This is a genomic window from Streptomyces sp. NPDC001668 (assembly GCF_042893155.1).
Classification (GTDB): Bacteria; Actinomycetota; Actinomycetes; order Streptomycetales; family Streptomycetaceae; genus Streptomyces.
Map to the genome: position 1 here is coordinate 227,598 of NZ_JBIAUQ010000008.1, position 18,096 is coordinate 245,693.

The 18,096-nt window shown below is 71.0% G+C and carries 15 protein-coding genes; 11 read left to right on the plus strand and 4 right to left on the minus strand.

Annotated features, from left to right (window positions below):
* The first annotated feature begins 3 nt into the window (after positions 1-3).
* From pafA to ACFYZ8_RS25280, 11 genes are all read left to right on the plus strand, one after another.
* Positions 4-1,365 carry a Pup--protein ligase gene (pafA, locus tag ACFYZ8_RS25230; RefSeq protein WP_059196529.1) on the plus strand — a complete coding sequence of 454 codons (1,362 nt, stop codon included), beginning with the start codon at positions 4-6 and terminating at the stop codon, positions 1,363-1,365.
* A 127-nt stretch (positions 1,366-1,492) separates the two neighbouring features.
* A complete protein-coding gene (locus tag ACFYZ8_RS25235) occupies positions 1,493-2,503 on the plus strand; it encodes an FKBP-type peptidyl-prolyl cis-trans isomerase (RefSeq protein ID WP_359035301.1) in 1,011 nt (336 codons plus the stop codon).
* 88 nt (positions 2,504-2,591) lie between these two features.
* Positions 2,592-2,963: an FKBP-type peptidyl-prolyl cis-trans isomerase gene (locus tag ACFYZ8_RS25240; protein WP_359035303.1), complete on the plus strand. Its 372-nt coding sequence runs from the start codon at positions 2,592-2,594 to the stop codon at positions 2,961-2,963.
* Between the two features lie 202 nt (positions 2,964-3,165).
* Positions 3,166-4,119 (plus strand): WYL domain-containing protein, encoded by a 954-nt coding sequence (locus ACFYZ8_RS25245; protein ID WP_359035305.1) that lies wholly within the window; start codon positions 3,166-3,168, stop codon positions 4,117-4,119.
* 19 nt (positions 4,120-4,138) lie between these two features.
* Positions 4,139-5,191 (plus strand): WYL domain-containing protein, encoded by a 1,053-nt coding sequence (locus ACFYZ8_RS25250; RefSeq protein ID WP_359035307.1) that lies wholly within the window; start codon positions 4,139-4,141, stop codon positions 5,189-5,191.
* Positions 5,188-5,478 carry a hypothetical protein gene (locus tag ACFYZ8_RS25255; RefSeq protein WP_359035309.1) on the plus strand — a complete coding sequence of 97 codons (291 nt, stop codon included), beginning with the start codon at positions 5,188-5,190 and terminating at the stop codon, positions 5,476-5,478. The genes ACFYZ8_RS25250 and ACFYZ8_RS25255 overlap by 4 nt, the downstream gene beginning before the upstream one ends.
* Before the next feature lie 58 nt (positions 5,479-5,536).
* Positions 5,537-5,731, plus strand: coding sequence for a hypothetical protein (locus tag ACFYZ8_RS25260; protein ID WP_388536048.1), 195 nt, complete (start codon positions 5,537-5,539; stop codon positions 5,729-5,731).
* 258 nt (positions 5,732-5,989) lie between these two features.
* Positions 5,990-6,280 carry a Sec-independent protein translocase subunit TatA gene (tatA, locus tag ACFYZ8_RS25265; protein ID WP_359035312.1) on the plus strand — a complete coding sequence of 97 codons (291 nt, stop codon included), beginning with the start codon at positions 5,990-5,992 and terminating at the stop codon, positions 6,278-6,280.
* Positions 6,281-6,328: 48 nt separating this feature from the next.
* Positions 6,329-7,288: a twin-arginine translocase subunit TatC gene (tatC, locus tag ACFYZ8_RS25270; RefSeq protein WP_359035314.1), complete on the plus strand. Its 960-nt coding sequence runs from the start codon at positions 6,329-6,331 to the stop codon at positions 7,286-7,288.
* A 31-nt stretch (positions 7,289-7,319) separates the two neighbouring features.
* Positions 7,320-8,210 carry a diacylglycerol kinase gene (locus ACFYZ8_RS25275; RefSeq protein ID WP_388536045.1) on the plus strand — a complete coding sequence of 297 codons (891 nt, stop codon included), beginning with the start codon at positions 7,320-7,322 and terminating at the stop codon, positions 8,208-8,210.
* 40 nt (positions 8,211-8,250) lie between these two features.
* Entirely contained in the window at positions 8,251-11,112 is a 2,862-nt protein-coding gene (locus ACFYZ8_RS25280; protein WP_359035318.1) for a DEAD/DEAH box helicase, read from the plus strand.
* Position 11,113: 1 nt separating this feature from the next.
* Here the strand turns inward: ACFYZ8_RS25280 and atzF are convergent, their stop codons facing one another.
* Genes atzF through ACFYZ8_RS25300 form a run of 4 tightly spaced genes read right to left on the minus strand, consistent with a single transcriptional unit; the run spans position 11,114 to position 17,734 of the window.
* Positions 11,114-12,760, minus strand: a complete 1,647-nt coding sequence (gene atzF, locus ACFYZ8_RS25285) for an allophanate hydrolase (RefSeq protein ID WP_388536042.1) — start codon at positions 12,758-12,760, stop codon at positions 11,114-11,116.
* 14 nt (positions 12,761-12,774) lie between these two features.
* Positions 12,775-16,299, minus strand: a complete 3,525-nt coding sequence (locus ACFYZ8_RS25290) for a 5-oxoprolinase/urea amidolyase family protein (RefSeq protein ID WP_388536041.1) — start codon at positions 16,297-16,299, stop codon at positions 12,775-12,777.
* Positions 16,296-16,913, minus strand: coding sequence for an urea amidolyase associated protein UAAP2 (locus tag ACFYZ8_RS25295; RefSeq protein ID WP_388536039.1), 618 nt, complete (start codon positions 16,911-16,913; stop codon positions 16,296-16,298). The genes ACFYZ8_RS25290 and ACFYZ8_RS25295 overlap by 4 nt, the downstream gene beginning before the upstream one ends.
* Positions 16,910-17,734 carry an urea amidolyase associated protein UAAP1 gene (locus ACFYZ8_RS25300; RefSeq protein ID WP_388536036.1) on the minus strand — a complete coding sequence of 275 codons (825 nt, stop codon included), beginning with the start codon at positions 17,732-17,734 and terminating at the stop codon, positions 16,910-16,912. Before ACFYZ8_RS25300 ends, ACFYZ8_RS25295 begins: the two co-directional genes overlap by 4 nt.
* Positions 17,735-18,096: the final 362 nt, after the last annotated feature.

Below are 18,096 nucleotides of genomic sequence, written 5' to 3' on the forward strand. Positions count from 1 at the left end.
GTCATGGACCGCCGCATTTTCGGGCTGGAGAACGAGTACGGCGTCACGTGTACGTTCAGGGGACAGCGACGCCTGTCTCCCGACGAGGTGGCTCGGTACCTCTTCCGCCGTGTCGTGTCATGGGGCCGCAGCAGCAATGTCTTTCTGCGAAACGGCGCACGCCTCTATCTCGACGTGGGCTCACATCCGGAATACGCGACACCCGAATGTGACAACGTGACCGAACTGGTCACCCACGACAAAGCGGGCGAGCGCATTCTCGAAGGACTCCTGGTGGACGCCGAACGACGCCTGCACGAGGAAGGAATCGCGGGCGACGTCTACCTCTTCAAGAACAACACCGACTCGGCCGGAAACTCCTACGGCTGCCACGAGAACTATCTCGTCGCACGCCACGGCGAGTTCTCCCGGCTCGCGGACATTCTCATTCCGTTCCTAGTCACCCGGCAGCTTCTCTGTGGTGCCGGCAAGGTGCTGCAGACCCCGCGGGGCGCGGTGTACTGCGTCAGTCAGCGGGCCGAGCACATCTGGGAGGGCGTCTCCTCGGCGACGACCCGCTCCCGGCCGATCATCAACACCCGCGACGAACCGCACGCCGACGCCGAGCGCTACCGCCGTCTGCACGTCATCGTGGGCGACTCGAACATGTCCGAGACGACCATGCTGCTCAAGGTCGGCGCCACCGACCTGGTGCTGCGCATGATCGAGGCGGGCACCGTGATGCGGGACCTGACCCTGGAGAACCCGATCCGGGCGATCCGCGAGGTCAGCCACGACATCACCGGCCGGCGCAAGGTGCGTCTGGCCAGCGGCCGGGAGGCCTCCGCGCTGGAGGTGCAGCGCGAGTACTACGAGAAGGCCGTGGACTTCTGCGAGCGCCGTGGCATCCGCACCGGGACCGTGGAGCAGGTTCTGGAGCTGTGGGGCCGCACGCTGGACGCGATCGAGGCGGAGGACCTCGACCGGATCGGCACCGAGATCGACTGGGTCATGAAGTACAAGCTCATCGAGCGGTACCGGGCCAAGCACAACATGACCATGTCGCACCCGCGGGTCGCGCAGATAGACCTCGCGTATCACGACATCCACCGCCGTCGTGGTCTCTACTACCTTCTGGAGAGGAAGGGCCAGGCCGCCCGGATCTGCAACGACTTGAAGATCTTCGAGGGCAAGTCCGTTCCGCCGCAGACCACTCGGGCCCGGCTGCGCGGTGACTTCATCCGCAGGGCCCAGGAACAGCGCCGGGACTTCACGGTCGACTGGGTCCACCTCAAGCTCAACGACCAGGCGCAGCGCACGGTGTTGTGCAAGGACCCGTTCCGGTCGGTCGACGACCGGGTCGAGAAACTGATCGCCGGAATGTGAGCCAAGCGTTCCGGATCACTGTCGGAACGCAACACGGGCGCCGTACGTTTCCCGTACGGCGCCCTTCGCACGCCGTAGAGTTGCGCGCACGCCATCAACAAGATCGACCGATTACGAGGCCCCCACCGTGCGCCGACGCTCCCTTCTCATCGCCGTTCCCGCAGGACTGGCCACACTCGCCGCTTGCGGTGACGACAAGTCCGACTCGAGCAAGGCGAGTGACAGCGCGTCGCCCTCGGCCTCGTCGTCGGCCACCCCGCCGCCGCCCCCGCCGCCGAAGATCGTCGACGGTCCGCTGCCGGCGGTCACCGCGGGGACGAAGTTCGGTGAGAAGCCGACGGTCGCCAAGGGCACCGGGGATCCGTCGAAGGCCCTCGCGGTCAAGACGCTCATCGCGGGCGGCGGCACCACCATCGCCGAGGGCGACTACATCCAGGCGCACTACCTCGGTCAGATCTGGAACACGGCCAAGGTCTTCGACAACTCCTACGACCGCAAGACGGCGCTGGTCATCCAGCTGGCGCAGAACAGCATCATCGACGGCTGGCGCTACGCCCTGTCGGGCAAGAAGGCCGGCAGCCGGGTGCAGTTCTCCATCCCGCCCACCTGGGGGTACGGCAAGGAGGGCAACGCGCAGGCGGGCATCAAGGGCACCGACACGCTGGTGTTCGTCGTCGACGTGCAGGACACCTTCAACGGCAAGAGCTCCGCCAAGGGCAAGAAGGTCGCGCAGGGCGACGCCAAGCTGCCCAAGGTCGGCACCAACACCGACGGCAAGGCCCCCTCGATCGAGATCCCCAAGGCGGACGCGCCGACCAAGCTGGTGGCGGAGTACGTCATCGAGGGTGACGGCGACGAGGTCGCGGCCGACAACAGCCTGCTCGTGCAGTACAAGGGCGTGGTGTGGGACTCCGGCAAGGAGTTCGACTCGACGTACAGCAGGGGGCAGCTGGCGTCGTTCTCGCTCCAGCAGGTCGTCAAGGGCTGGGCGCAGGGTCTGACCGGCAAGAAGGTGGGCAGCCGGGTGCTGATCTCCATTCCGCCGAAGCTGGGCTACGGCGACAACCCGCCGGCCGGCAGCGGTATCGAGAAGGACTCCACGCTGGTCTTCACCGTGGACATCCTGGCGAAGATGTGACGCACGGGGGACATGGCCGCAGGTCTTCGGGACGGGGATGCGAGACTGGTCCCTGTTGCCTTTCCGTGAACAAGCAGGAGCGATTGACGTGAGCATCGACAAGCCCGAGATCGACTTCCCGGGCGGCGAGCCCCCGGCGGACCTGGAGATCAAGGACATCTGGGAGGGCGACGGCGAGGTTGCGCAGGCCGGCCAGACCGTGACCGTCCACTACGTGGGCGTGGCCTTCAGCACCGGCGAGGAGTTCGACGCCAGCTGGAACCGTGGTCAGCCGTTCCGCTTCCCGCTGGGCGGCGGCCGGGTCATCAAGGGCTGGGACAAGGGCGTGCAGGGCATGAAGGTCGGCGGCCGTCGCCAGCTGACCATCCCCGCCCACCTCGCCTACGGCAACCAGAGCCCCACTCCGGCGATCAAGCCCGGCGAGACCCTGATCTTCGTGGTCGACCTGCTCGGCGTCTGATCGTCGTACCGGAGTCCTCCGAGGAGTCGTATCCGAGGAGTCATAAATGATCGCGTCGCGGTCGGATCGTCGTACGGCATCCGACCGGACCTGATCGACCGGGGTCCATGCCTGTCCGGGCATGGGCCCTCGGCTTTTGCCTTGCTCCTTCGGGGCGGTACGGTCATCGTCCGTAAGCACCATAGGGAGGCGAAGGGCGTCGATGGCCATTGCCAAGGCCGAGCGGCTGATGAATCTGGCGCTGTGTCTGCTCGGGACGCGACGGCCGCTGAGCAAGCGCGAGCTCAGGGAGTCCATCGAGGCCTACCTGGAAGCCAATTCCGACGACTCCTTCAACCGGATGTTCGAGCGCGACAAGGACGATCTGCGCGAACTCGGGCTCGTCATCGAGACCGTTGAGAATCTCGACGGCGAAGTCGGCTATCTGGCCCGCCGGGACAGCAACCGGCTGCCGCCCATCACGCTCGACGCCGAGGAGGCAGCCGCCCTGGGTCTTGCCGCCAAGGTGTGGCAGCAGGCCCGGCTCGCCGGCGCCGCGAGCGGCGCGCTGCAGAAGCTGCGCGCGGCGGGGCTGCCCGAGGACGTCGACCCGTACGAGGCGCACGGTGCCCTGGAGCCGCGCATCCCGGTGCACGAGGCCTCCTTCGAGCCGCTGATGCTGGCCTGCCGGGACCGCCGTCCGGTCGTCTTCGACTACCGCAAGGCCACCGCCGCCCGCCCCGAGCCGCGCCATGTCGAGCCGTGGGCGCTGGAGTGCTGGCGCGGCCACTGGTACCTGGCCGGATTCGACCGGGACCGGGGCGCCGAGCGGGTGTTCCGGCTCTCCCGGATCACCGGCAAGGTGCGCTCGCGCGGGGCGCAGTTCACGGCCCCGGTCCCCGACGTCGTCACCGTCCGCGAGACCGTGGCGAGCTGGGCGGGCGAGACCGCCGACCGCAGCGCGCTGATCCGGCTGCGCACGGGCGCCGGGTACCCCTTGCGGGCGAAGGCCACCTCGGTGCGGGAACTGGGCGAGGGCTGGGACGAGTTGGAGATTCCGTACGGCCATGGCCTGGACGCCTGGCTGGTGGAGTTCGGTCCCGACGTGGTGGTCCTGGAGCCCGCCGAGTTGCGGGCCGACGTGGTGGACCGGCTGCGTGCCGTGGCCAAGGGCTGAGGGGGAGCGGAAGAGAACTGTGGCAGGCAAACCGGTCAGGCCCACGAACGCCATCGACCAGACCCGGCGGATGCTCTCGCTGGTGACCTATCTGAAGGAGCGCCCCGGAGCCCGGGTCGAGGACGTGGCCCGCGCCTTCGGGATCACCGAGGACGAGCTGGTCTCCGACCTCGATGTGCTGCCCATGTGCGGCACCAGTTTCCGCGGCGGTGATCTGCTCGACATCGACACCGACGGCGAGCGGATCTGGTGGCACAACCCCGATGACGTGGCGGAGCCGCTCAGGCTCGCCGCCGACGAGGCGACCGCGCTGCTGGTGGCCGCCCGCGCGGTGTCCACGCTGCCCGGCCTGAGGGAGAGCGACCGGCAGGCGCTGCTGCGGGCCACCGCCAAGGTGGAGACCGCGGCCGGGGAGACCGCGGGTGCCAGCGCACGGCTCTCGGTGACCTTCGAGTCCGAGGGCGGTGTCTTCGCGGACGTCGACCGGGCCATCTCCGAGCGCCGCCGCCTGTGGATCCGCTACTACTCGCCCGCCCGGGACGAGGTCACCGAGCGCGAGATCGACCCGATCCGGCTGGTCAGCGTCGGACACACCTATGTCGAGGCCTGGTGCCGCCGCTCCGAGGCGCGGCGCACCTTCCGGCTCGACCGGGTCGCCGAGATCAAGATCCTCGACGAGCCGTCCGCACCGCCCGAGGTCGAGCTCCGGGACCTGTCCGCGGGGCTGGTGCAGCCCGCGGCCGAGGACCCCGAGGTGGTCGTCGAGGTCGGCCCCGGCGGCCGCTGGGTCGCCGAGTACTACCCGCACGACAGTGCGGATGAGCTTTCCGACGGCGGACTGCGTATTACCCTGCGCACCCCCGAGCCGGCATCGCTGCGGAGGCTTGCGCTCCGGCTCGGCCGTGACGGCCGTATCGTCTCGCCGCGCGACCTCGCCGACAGCGCCCGCGAGGCGGCCCGCGAGGCGCTGGCGGCCTACGACGGGGTCGAGGCGCAGGGCGCGCGGGCGGCGGACGCGGGGCGCGACGGGCAGGACGACGGTCAGTACGACAGGCAGGAGCAGGGGCTTTGAGCGAGTCGGTGACGTCTGGTGCGGGCATCACGGTGGCTGCCGCCTTCGCGGGGATGAGAAGCGTGGCCCCGGTGACCTTCAAGGCGGGCTGCCCGGACTGCCGGGAGCGGTTCGAGCTGGCCGCGAGCGCCTTCCGCCTCGCCATCGGCGCGACCAGCCGCACCACCTTCTACTCCTTCACCTGCCCCGAGTGCGGCGCGGCCGTCCGCAAGCCGGCGGGCGAGCGGATCGTGGAACTGCTGACCGGCGGCGGGGTGCGGACGCTGCGGCTGCACTCCACCCTCTGAGGCCCTCCACGTCCCTCCGGTTCCCTCCAGTCCCTCCAGACCCTCTAGGCTCGGTGTCATGTTCTGGCCGATGTTCGCGGTAGCTGTGGGTTTCCTGGGTCTCGCCGTGCTGGGCGTGCTCGCCGTCCGGGTCTTCCTGGAGGCGCAGCGGCTCGGGCGACAGGTCACGGACTCCGCGCGGCGCATCAACCGGGCCGCGGAGGACCTGGAGCGGGCGGCGGTGAGCACGGCGCGTTCCGCCGACTCGCTGTGAGTGAGGCCGAGAGTTGGGTGTGAGTGCAGCGGCGCATGCGTTTTGGGCCACTTCGCCCTGTCACCGTGGCAGTGTCGGCAGGTACGCTGCTGGTCGCGGTCCGGATAACGAGGCTCGGTCGCGAACCGGGAGTACGCACAGGGATTGCCAGGCGTTCACCCCTGAGCGTTACGATCGCTGCCAGCACGACTGATCGGACACATGTCCGACCGGTCGGACAGCACCCCACAAGCCGCCTCGGTGAGAAGGTAAAGACTTATGTTCGGAAGGCTCGGCGCCCCCGAGATCATTCTCATCCTCGTCGTCATCATCCTGCTGTTCGGCGCGAAGAAGCTTCCCGACATGGCGCGCTCGCTCGGCAAGTCCGCTCGCATCCTCAAGAGCGAGGCCAAGGCGATGAAGGAGGAGGGCGGCAGCAACACGGCCACCCCGGCCGGCCCGCCCACCACCGACGAGCAGAACCCGGCTCAGCGCACCATCCAGGCCGCCCCCGGCGACGTGACCAGCTCGCGCCCGGTCACCGAGCCGACGGACACGACCAAGCGCTGACGCGGGGCCGGTGATCACCGGCCCGCCCGCACGAGATGGGAACGTGGGTTGCTCAAGTCTGCCCGCAAAGAGGAGAAGGATCCCGAGGGGCGGATGCCTCTCGCGGATCACCTTCGTGAGCTCCGCAACCGGCTCGCGAAGGCCTTGCTGGCCATCGTCATCGTGACGGTCGTCGCCGCCTTCTTCTACAACGACATCATCAACTTCCTCACGAAGCCGATCCTGGACTCGATCGGGTGCAGCAAGAGCTTCGAGGAACTCGCCAAGGCATCGTCGGACGACGCCACCCAGAAGTGCGCCCGGATCACCATCAACGGCCTGCTCGCGCCGTTCACGCTGGCCCTCCAGGTCTCACTGACGGCGGGTGTCGTCCTGGCCTCGCCGATCTGGCTCTACCAGCTCTGGGCGTTCGTCGCCCCGGGACTGCACCGGCACGAGAAGAAGTACGCGTACGCGTTCGTCTTCACCGGTGCCCCGCTGTTCATGGGCGGTGCCTACTTCGCGTACTCGGTGCTCCCCACCACGGCGAAGGTGCTGATCGACTTCACGCCGAGCGGCAGCATCGACAACCTGCTGCCACTCGACGATCTGCTGCAGCTCGTCACGCGCATGGTGATCGTCTTCGGTCTCTCCTTCGAGCTGCCACTGCTGCTCGTCATGCTCAATCTCACCGGCATGATCACCGGCAAGCGGATGCTCGGCTGGTGGCGGGGCATGATCATGGGCATCACCGTGTTCGCCGCCGTCGCGACCCCGAGCACGGACCCGCTGAGCATGCTCGCGCTGGCCGGCCCGATCTGGGTGCTGTACTTCTTCGCCGTGCTCTTCTCCCTGCTCAACGACCGGCGCAAGCGCCGCCGCGAGGCCGAGGGACCCGACGACGACGAGGCCTCCGACCTGGACCTCACCCCCGAGGACATCGGCGAGGTCGAGACCGTCTCCGCGAGCCGGGCGCTGCCCGAGCAGTCGGGCACGGACCGGGTCAACGGTTATGACGACGTGACCTGACGAGCGGGAATCGGCTCGTAAGGTCACGTCCGTGACCAGCGAGATCACCCTCTTCGTCAACCCCACCGCGGGCCGCGGCCGGGGCGCCCACGCGGCGCAGCCGGCCGCTTCCGCGTTGCGGGCGGCGGGCTTCGCCGTGCGGACCGTACTCGGCGCGGACGCCGCCGACGGCCTGGCACGCGCGCGTGCCGCCGTCAGGGACGGCACCGGCGCCCTGATCGCGGTCGGCGGCGACGGCATGGCGAACCTCGCCCTCCAGGCCGTGGCCGGCACCCGCACCCCCTTCGGCCTGGTCGCCGCCGGCACCGGCAACGACTTCGCCCGCGCCCTGGGACTGCCGGTGCGCGACCCCGCCGCCGCGGGCCGGCTGATCGCCGGGGCCCTCAAGGAGGGCCGCGTACACGACACCGACCTGGGCCAGGCCGGCGGTCACTGGTTCGGCACCGTCCTCGCCTCCGGCTTCGACTCCCGCGTCAACGACCGCGGCAACCGCATGAGATGGCCCGCGGGCCGCCTCAAGTACGACCTCGCGATGCTCGCCGAACTGGCAGCCTTCCGGCCCGTCCCGTACCGGATCACGCTCGACGACGGCGAGGTCCGCGAGGTCGAGGCGACCCTGGTGGCCGTCGGCAACGGATCGTCGTACGGCGGCGGCATGCGGATCTGCCCGGGCGCGGACCTCACCGACGGGCTGTTCGACATCACCGTGGTCGGCGACTGCAGCCGTACGACGCTGCTGCGGGTGTTCCCGAGCGTGTACCGGGGCACCCACGTCGACCATCCCAAGGTCACCGTGCTCAGAGCGGCGAAGGTCGGGATCGCCGCGGCGGACGTCACGGGCTACGCGGACGGCGAACCGCTGGGACCCCTGCCGCTGAGCGCGCGTTGTGTGCGCGGGGCGGTGGCCGTGGTGGGCCCGTGAACTGCGTGAAGAGCGGGTTTCGCGGACTCCGATCCGGATAATGATCGTCCTGTTGTCAGTGCCGCCGGGTACGCTCGAAAGCACGATGACAGAGGACCTCTCCCCGGCCGAGCGGTACGCGGCAGCCCGCCTGCGGGCAGCCGAGCAGGCCACCGCGCTCGCGGGCTTCCGCGAGATGTACGACTTCGATCTCGACCCCTTCCAGATCGAGGCCTGCCGGGCTCTCGAAGCGGGCAAGGGCGTGCTGGTGGCCGCCCCCACCGGCTCCGGCAAGACGATCGTCGGCGAGTTCGCCGTCCACCTCGCCCTCCAGCAGGGCAAGAAGTGCTTCTACACGACCCCCATCAAGGCGCTGTCCAACCAGAAGTACGCGGACCTCAGCCGCCGTTACGGCGCCGACAAGGTCGGCCTGCTCACCGGCGACAACAGCGTCAACTCCGACGCCCCCGTGGTCGTGATGACCACCGAGGTGCTGCGGAACATGCTCTACGCGGGCTCGCAGACCCTCCTCGGCCTCGGATACGTGGTCATGGACGAGGTGCACTACCTCTCCGACCGCTTCCGGGGCGCCGTATGGGAAGAGGTGATCATCCACCTTCCCGAGTCGGTGACCCTGGTGTCGCTGTCGGCGACCGTGTCCAACGCCGAGGAGTTCGGCGACTGGCTCGACACCGTCCGCGGCGACACCCAGGTGATCGTCTCCGAGCACCGGCCCGTGCCACTGTTCCAGCACGTGCTCGCCGGGCGGCGGATGTACGACCTGTTCGAGGAGGGCGAGGGCAACAAGAAGGCCGTCAACCCCGATCTCGCGCGGCTGGCCCGGATGGAGGCCCAGCGGCCGTCGTACCAGGACCGCAGGCGCGGCCGGGCGATGCGCGAGGCCGACCGGGAGCGCGAGCGGCGGCAGCGGTCGAAGGTGTGGACACCGAGCCGGCCCGAGGTCATCGAGCGGCTGGACGCGGAAGGCCTGCTGCCCGCCATCACGTTCATCTTCAGCCGCGCCGCCTGCGAGGCGGCCGTACAGCAGTGCCTGTACGCCGGTCTGCGGCTGAACGACGACGAGGCGCGGGGCAAGGTGCGCGCCCTCGTCGAGGAGCGCACGGCGTCGATCCCGCACGAGGACCTGCACGTCCTCGGCTACTACGAGTGGCTGGAGGGCCTGGAGCGCGGTATCGCCGCCCACCACGCGGGCATGCTGCCGACGTTCAAGGAGGTCGTCGAGGAGCTGTTCGTACGCGGCCTGGTCAAGGCCGTGTTCGCGACCGAGACGCTCGCCCTGGGCATCAACATGCCCGCGCGTTCGGTGGTGCTGGAGAAGCTCGTCAAGTGGAACGGCGAGCAGCACGCCGACATCACGCCCGGCGAGTACACCCAGCTGACGGGGCGTGCGGGACGGCGCGGCATCGACGTCGAGGGCCACGCGGTGGTGCTGTGGCAGCGCGGGAGCAGCCCCGAGCACCTGGCGGGACTGGCCGGCACGCGCACGTACCCGCTGCGCTCCAGCTTCAAGCCGTCGTACAACATGGCGGTCAATCTCGTGGAGCAGTTCGGGCGGCACCGCTCGCGTGAACTCCTGGAGACGTCCTTCGCGCAGTTCCAGGCCGACAAGTCGGTCGTCGGGATCTCGCGCCAGGTGCAGCGCAACGAGGAGGGTCTGGACGGCTACAAGGCCTCCATGACCTGCCACCTCGGCGACTTCGAGGAGTACGCGCGGCTGCGCCGCGAGCTCAAGGACCGGGAGACCGAGCTGGCCCGGCAGGGGGTCGCCCAGCGGCGGGCCGAGGCGGCCGTGGCGTTGGAGAAGCTCAAGCCGGGCGACATCATCCATGTGCCCACGGGCAAGTACGCCGGTCTCGCGCTGGTCCTGGACCCGGGCCTGCCCGCCGGACGGTCCAACGGCCACCGGGGCTTCGATCACCATGACGGCCCGCGGCCGCTGGTGCTGACCGCCGAGCGGCAGGTCAAGCGGCTCGCGTCGATGGACTTCCCGGTGCCGGTGGAGCCGTTGGACCGGATGCGGGTCCCGAAGTCCTTCAACGCGCGCTCGCCGCAGTCCCGTCGGGACCTGGCCTCAGCGCTGCGCACCAAGGCCGGGCACATTCCGCCGGAGCGGGCCCGCAAGCAGCGGTCGCAGGCCGCCGACGACCGCGAGATCGCGCGGCTGCGCACGGCGATCCGGGCGCACCCCTGCCATGGGTGCAACGACCGCGAGGACCACGCCCGTTGGGCCGAGCGCTATCACCGGCTGCTGCGCGACACCTCGCAGCTGGAGCGGCGCATCGAGGGGCGGACGAACACCATCGCGCGGACCTTCGACCGCATCGTCGCCCTGCTGACCGAACTGGACTACCTGCGCGCGGACGAGGTCACCGAGCACGGCAAGCGGCTGGCCCGCTTGTACGGCGAACTCGACCTGCTCGCCAGCGAGTGCCTGCGCGAAGGCGTCTGGGAGGGGCTCGGCCCCGCCGAACTGGCCGCGTGCGTCTCCGCGCTGGTGTACGAGTCCCGGGTGGGCGACGACGCCATGGCGCCCAAGCTGCCGTCCGGCAAGGCCAAGGCCGCGCTCGGTGAGATGGTGCGGATCTGGGGGCGGCTCGACGCCCTCGAGGAGGACTTCCGGATCAACCAGACCGAGGGGGTCGGGCAGCGGGAGCCGGATCTCGGGTTCGCCTGGGCCGCGTACATGTGGGCTTCGGGCAAGGGGCTGGACGAGGTGCTGCGGGAGGCGGAGATGCCGGCCGGGGACTTCGTGCGGTGGTGCAAGCAGGTGATCGATGTGCTGGGGCAGATCTCGGCCGCGGCACCGGTTTCCGGGGGCGAGGGGTCCACGGTCGCGAAGAATGCGCGTAAGGCCGTTGATCTGCTGCTGCGGGGGGTTGTGGCGTATTCGTCGGTGGGGTGACCTACTCGACGTTCAGATAGGGCCGCCAGCCTCCGTACGACGTGATGTCCTTGGCGTCCGTCAGGGCGGACGGTTCGCAGAGGAAGCCGGGTGCACCGGTGCCGTCGGCCAGTTGCACGCGGCCGAGCGCCATGGGGCGGGGGAGGGCGGAAAGGAGCCGGCCGAGGCCCGCTGCGGGCAACTTCCAGACCTCCACCTCGATCTCCGCGCCGCCCTCGCCCACGTGGACCAGGCCCGGCTTCGGCGGGTCGGTCCGCAGGGCGTGCAGGCGGTACACCGGGGCCGTGGTCGTCGTACGGTCCAGGCGGGCGCCCAGCGACAGGAGTTGCGGGTTCAGCGGCTGGCCCGTCAGGTGGGCGCCGACCACCGCGAGCCGGGTCTCCGGCTGGAGCAGGCGCGCGATGCTCGCCAGGCGCTCGTCGGTGTGCGCCGGGCCGATCAGCATCACGCCGAACGGGAGACCGTTCACCTCGCCCGCCGGGACAGCCACCGCGGCCAGGTCGAAGAGGTTCGTGGAGTTGGTGAAGCGGCCCAGGCGGGCGTTGGCGCCCAGCGGGTCGGCGGCGACCTCCGCGAGCGTGGGGTGGCCCGGCGTGGTGGGCAGGAGAAGGGCGTCCGCGTCGGCCAGTTCGGCCAGCGCCCGGGTGCGGAGCCCGGCCAGGCGGTCCATGTCGGCGTACAGCTGATGGGCCGGGAGGTCGCGGGCGCGGGTGATGATGGCGGCGACCGTGGGGTCCAGGAACGGGTCGTTCGCCGCTGTCGCCTTGTCGACAAAGGCCCCTACGGCTGTGTAGCGCTCGGCGACGAACGCGCCCTCGTAGAGCATCGCCGCCGCCTCGGTGAAGGGCGTGAGGTCGAGTTCGCGCAGCGTCGCGCCCGCCGCCGCGAGCTGCTCCACCGCCTGCTCGTACGCCTCCGCCCAGCCCTCGTCGAGTTCGCCGAGCTGCTCGCGCGGGGGGATCGCGATCCGCCAGGGGCCGGGGCGGCGTCCGGGCAGGGACGGGGCGGTGCCGGTCGTCATGTGGGCCAGCGCCTGCTCGGCCTCGGGGAGGGTGCGGGCGAACACCGTCACGCAGTCGATGGAGGCGCAGGCCGGGACGACCCCGGCCGTGGGGACCAGGCCGCGGGTGGGCTTGAGGCCGACGATGCCGTTGAAGGCGGCCGGGACCCGGCCCGAGCCCGCCGTGTCGGTGCCGAGGGCGAAGTCGACGATGCCCAGCGCCACGGCGACCGCCGAGCCGGAGCTGGAACCGCCGCTCACCCGGGTGGGGTCGTACGCGTTGCGGACCGCGCCGTGCGGGGAGCGGGTGCCGACCAGGCCCGTCGCGAACTGGTCCAGGTTCGTGGTGCCGAGCACGATCGCGCCGGCCGCGCGGAGCCGGGCGACCACCGGGGCATCGGCCTCCGGATCGTAGGCGTACGACGGACAGCCCGCGGTGGTGGGCAGGCCGGCCACGTCGATGTTGCCCTTGGCGGCGAACAGGCGGCCCGCGAGAGGGAGTCGCTCGCCTTGCGCGAGCCGTTCGTCGATCGCGCGGGCCTCCCGCTCGACCTCCTCCCGCGGGCGCAGATCGATCCAGATCTCGGGGCGGTCCACGGCCTCGACGCGGTCGTAGGCGGCACGGACCCGGGTGACGGTGCTGGACATGGCTCGTTCCTCTTTCACTGTGCGGGCGGGGCCAGGACGAGCAGCGCCGTCCCCGCCTCCACCTGGTCGCCCGGCCTGGCCAGGATCTCCGCGACCACACCGGCCGTCGGCGCGTGCACCCTGGACTCCATCTTCATCGCCTCCAGGGCGAGGAGCGGCTGCCCCGCCGTCACCTCGTCGCCGGGCTCGACGTTCAACTGCCATACGGAGGCGGCGAACTCGGCCTCGATCAGGCGGCCGCCCGGGGGGACCGCGATGTCGACGGGGCCGGCTGCCGGCGCGGTCGCGGACTCGGCGCGCGCGAACTCGCCCGCCGCCTCCCAGGCGTCCCGCTCGACGGAGAACGCCGCCTGCTGGGTCGCCCTGAACTCCGTTATGGACTCGGCGTGTTCGGTGAGGAAGGCCTGGTACTCGGCGAGCGAGAAGGTGCCTTCCTCGATGCGGGGCACGAAGCGGCCGGAGGTGATGTCGGCGCGCAGCTCCAGGAGTTCGTCCGCGTCCACCGGATACCACTTGATGCGGTCGAAGAAGCGCAGCAGCCAGGGCGAGCCCGGCTCGAACGCGCCGCGCTGCTGCCAGGGCGACCACACCTGGGTCGTACGGCCCACGAACTGGTAGCCGCCCGGGCCCTCCATGCCGTAGACGCACAGGTACGCGCCGCCGATGCCGACCGAGTTCTCGGCCGTCCAGGTGCGTGCCGGGTTGTACTTCGTGGTCACCAGGCGGTGGCGCGGGTCGAGGGGAGTGGCCACGGGGGCGCCCAGGTAGACGTCACCCAGGCCCAGCACCAGGTACTCCGCGTCGAAGACCGTGCGGTACACGTCGTGCACCGAGTCCAGGCCGTTGACGCGGCGGATGAACTCGATGTTCCACGGGCACCAGGGCGCGTCGTCGCGAACCCCCGCCATATAGCGGGCGATCGCCTCGCGGGTCGCCGGGTCGTCCCAGGAGAGCGGCAGATGGACCGTGCGGGAGGGGACGACCAGTTGGTCGGACGGGGGGAGGGAGGCGGTGATCTCCCGTACGGCGGCGAGGAGTTCGTGCTGGGGGAGGCGGTCCGGGTCCGTCTGGATCTGGAGGGAGCGGATGCCGGGGGTGAGGTCGGTGATGCCGTCCGGGCCCTGCTCGGCCACCGCCTCCATCAGGGCGTGGACGCGCATGCGGAGCGCCAGGTCCAGCTGCATGGGGCCGAACTCGACCAGCAGGTTGTCGTCGCCGCTGCGGCGGTACGTCACATCGCCGTCGCGGGCGAGGATGCCGCCGTCCACGATCGCCGCGCGCGCCGAGCCGTCCGTGTTCACCGGCACGAAGCGCACCGTGTCACCGGGGCGCAGCTGGCCCAGCTTCCAGCGCTCGGTGCTGATGACGGTCGCCGGGCACACGAACCCGCCGAGCGAGGGCCCGTCCGGGCCCAGCAGCACCGGCATGTCGCCCGTGTAGTCGACCGCGCCGACCGAGTACGGGGTGTCGTGGATGTTGGACGGGTGCAGGCCGGCCTCGCCGCCGTCGGCGCGGGCCCAGCGGGGCTTGGGGCCGACCAGGCGGACTCCGGTGCGGGCCGAGTTGAAGTGGACCTTCCAGTCGGCGGCGTAGAAGTCGCGGATGTCGTCCTCGGTGAAGAACTCCGGGGCGGCGTGCGGGCCTTCGGCAGCGGCGATGTGCCAGGTGGAGGTGTAGGCGGGGCGGTCGTCGAGCGGTGCTTCGGTGACCGGCGTCCCCTGGTCCCGGCGTCCGCCGTGCAGGACGTCGCCGGTCCGCAGTGCCCGCCCGCCGTGTCCGCCGAAGCGGCCCAGCGTGAAGGTGCTCGCGCTCCCGAGGAAGGCCGGGACGTCGAGACCGCCGCCCGCGAACAGGACGTACGTCCGCAGGCCGTGTTCGGCGGGCGCGCCCACCTCCAGGACCCCGCCCGCGGGCACGTTCACGGCCTCCCACTGCGCCACCGGTGTGCCGTCGACGGTGACCGGGGCCGGCGCGCCCGTCACGCAGACGGTCGTGGGGTGGGTGAACCTCAACGACGGTCCCTGCAAGGTGCATTCGAGGCCGGGGGCGCCTTCCGGGTTGCCCAGCGCCTGGTTGCCGAGCCGGAACGAACGGTCGTCCATCGGGCCGCTCGGCGGAACTCCGACCTGCCAGTATCCGGTGCGGCCCGGCCAGTCCTGGACCGTGGTGAGGGTGCCGGCGGCCACGACCTCGATGCGCGGGGTGGGGTCCTGAACCGCGGAGAGGGTCGCCGTGGAGTGGACGGCGGCCTTGAAGCCGCCGTCGGCCAGCGCCGCCCGGACCAGGCCCAGGTTGGTCTCGATGCCGTCGACTCGGGTGCGTGCCAGGGCTTCGTCCAGCCGTTGGAGCGCGTGGGCGCGGTCCGGGCCGTACGCGATGATCTTCGCGAGCATCGGGTCGTACGATGTCGTCACCTCGGTGCCGGTCTCCACCCAGCCGTCGACACGGACCCCGGTGGGGAACTCGACCCGTGTCAACAGGCCCGCACTGGGCCGGTGTTCGCGACTCGGGTCCTCGGCGTAGACGCGGGCCTCGACGGCGTGGCCGTGCGGGGGGCCCGGTTCGCGTACGACGTCCCGCTCGCCCCGGGCCAGGCGGAGCATCCAGGCGACCAGGTCGACGCCGTAGATCTCCTCGGTGACCGGATGCTCCACCTGGAGACGGGTGTTGACCTCCAGGAAGTAGGCCTCCTCGCGGGCGGCGTCGTAGACGAACTCGACGGTTCCCGCGGAGCGGTAGCCGACGGAGGCGCACAAGTCGCGGGCGCTGGCGGTGAGTTGTGCGCGGAGGTGGACGGGGAGCCCCGGTGCCGGAGCCTCCTCCACGACCTTCTGGTTGCGGCGCTGGAGGGAGCAGTCGCGGTCGCCGAAGGTGACGACCGTGCCCGCACCGTCGCCGAAGACCTGCACCTCGACATGGCGGGCGTGCTCGACGAGCCGTTCGAGGAAGACTCCGGCGGAGGAGAAGGATGCGGCGGCGACGCGCTGCACCCGGTCCCAGGCGTCGGTCAGTTCACCGGCGGAGTGGCAGGCCGACATGCCGATGCCGCCGCCACCGCCGGTGGCCTTGAGCATCACGGGATAGCCGATGGCCGCGGCGGCTTCGAGGGCGTCGTCGAGGGAGGGCAGCAGACCGGTTCCCGGCGCCAGCGCGACCCCCGCCGCCTCCGCCGCGGCCCGTGCCGTGTGCTTCGCGCCGAACAGCTCCAGCTGCTCGGGCGTCGGGCCCACGAACACGATGCCCGCGTCCTCGCAGCGGCGGGCGAACGCGGCGTCCTCGGACAGGAACCCGTAGCCGGGGTGGATGGCGCCCGCGCCCGAGTCCTTGGCCGCCTTCAGCACCAGGTCGGCGTCGAGGTACGACTCCTTGGCGGGCGCCGGGCCGAGGCGTACGGCGTGGTCGGCGAGCCGGACGTGGGGGGCCGCCCGGTCGGCGTCGGAGTACACCGCGACGGTGCGCAGGCCGAGTTCGCGGGCGGTGCGGATGATGCGGACGGCTATCTCGCCCCGGTTGGCGATGAGGAGGGTGTCGAAGGTCATTCGGCGGCACCGATCGTCATCTGCACCGGCGTCGGGTCGAAGCCGTTGCAAGGGTTGTTGATCTGGGGGCAGTTGGAGACCAGGACGAGGACGTCTCGTTCGGCGCGCAGGGTCAGGGAGAGGCCCGGGGCGGAGATGCCGTCGACGATGCCGAGGGTGCCGTCCTTCTCGACCGGGACGTTCATGTACCAGTTGATGTTGGAGACGAGGTCGCGCTTGCCGAGACCGTGCTTCGCGCCCTCGGCGAGGAAGTTGTCCACGCAGGCGTGCTGCGACCAGGTGTGATGGCCGTAGCGCAGGGTGTTCGACTCCTTGGAGCAGGCGCCGCCGACCGTGTCATGGCGGCCCACGTCGTCGGCGGTGACCGTCATCAGCGGGGTGTGCTCGTTGGACATCAGCACGCTGCCCGTGGTGAGGAAGATGCCGCCCTGCGCGTGGATGGTGTCGGGGGCGCTGTAGCGGACCGCCGTGTCGTGGGCGTCGTAGACCAGGAAGTCCACGGCCTGGTTGCCGTGCAGGTCGGTGATGGTGAGTGTCTCGCCCTCGCGGATGACGGCGGACCAGGCGGCCCGGGCCGGAACGACCGTCTTCCGGGGTGTCCCTTCCAGCTTCATGCGCGTCCCTTCGAGGCAAGGAAATCGGCGGTGTTGAGGTAGGCGCGGCGGCCTTCGGGGGTGGCTTCCCAGAGGGGGTCGCCGGCACGGGTGGGCTCGGCGCGCCAGGCCAGCACTTCGAGCGGCGTGCTGACGTATGCGGGGCGTGGGTCCGCGGGATGGGGGACGTTCGCGATCAGTACGGTCACGTCCTGCTCGGTGCGCAGGGTGACGGCGGCGCCGGGGCCCGCCGAGCCGGTGAAGTCGAGGGTGCCGTCCTCGCGGATGCGCACGCCCTGGAAGAAGGAGAGGGAGGGCGGGAGGTCGCGGGGTTCGAGGCCGTTCTTCGCGGCCGCCAGCTTGAAGAGCTCGCGGCCGGCGGGGGAGGGGCTCTGGGGGGTGCCGTCGCCGTAGCGCTCGGTGTTGCGGGCCAGGGTGGAGGTGCCGCACAGGGCGTCGTGGCGGCCGGAGGTGTCGGCGACGACGCTCGCGAGGACGCGGCCCTGGTCGGACAGGAGCAGTTGGCCCTCGCCGAGGTAGGCGTTCCACTGGACCTTGACCGTGTCGGCGACGTTCAGGCGCTCCCAGGGGCGGCCCTCCGCGTACAGCAGGAGATGGGCGCAGGCGTCTCCGCGCAGGTCGGTGAGGCGCAGTTCGGTGCCGCGGGCGAGGACGCGGTGGGTGTAGTTGCCGCCCGCGACGGTCTCGGCCCACACGAGGGGGCCCGCCTCGGCGGGCGGGCCCGGCCAGTCGGCGGCCGGGACGACGGGCATGGCCTCGGCCCGGGTGCCCTCCTGGGCACGGGCGTGGTCTCGGGCTCCGTACGTGGTCTCTGTGGCCATGGCGGACCTCCGGCTCCGGGGGGTGTTTCTGTCGCTTGACAGAAATTAGGGGTGGGGGAGGTCGGGGGGGTTGCTCGGGTGTTGCGGGGGAGTTACTGGGCGCTCACGGCTCACGGCTCAGGGCTCACGGGGTGGAGGGTTGGGTGTGAGCGGCTGTGTCGGTGGGGGGGGGGGGGGGGGGGGGGGGGGCGGGGGGGGGCTGGTCGCGCAGTTCCCCGCGCCCCCGGGGGGTTGGGGCGTGCCGGGGTGTTGCGCCCCCGAGGGTGTTGCGGCTCGCCGGGGTGTGATGCACGCCCGGAGATGCCTTCGCCTCCCTGGCGCTCGCCCCGCGTGCTCGGGCGCCGTCTGCTGCGACCCCGTGT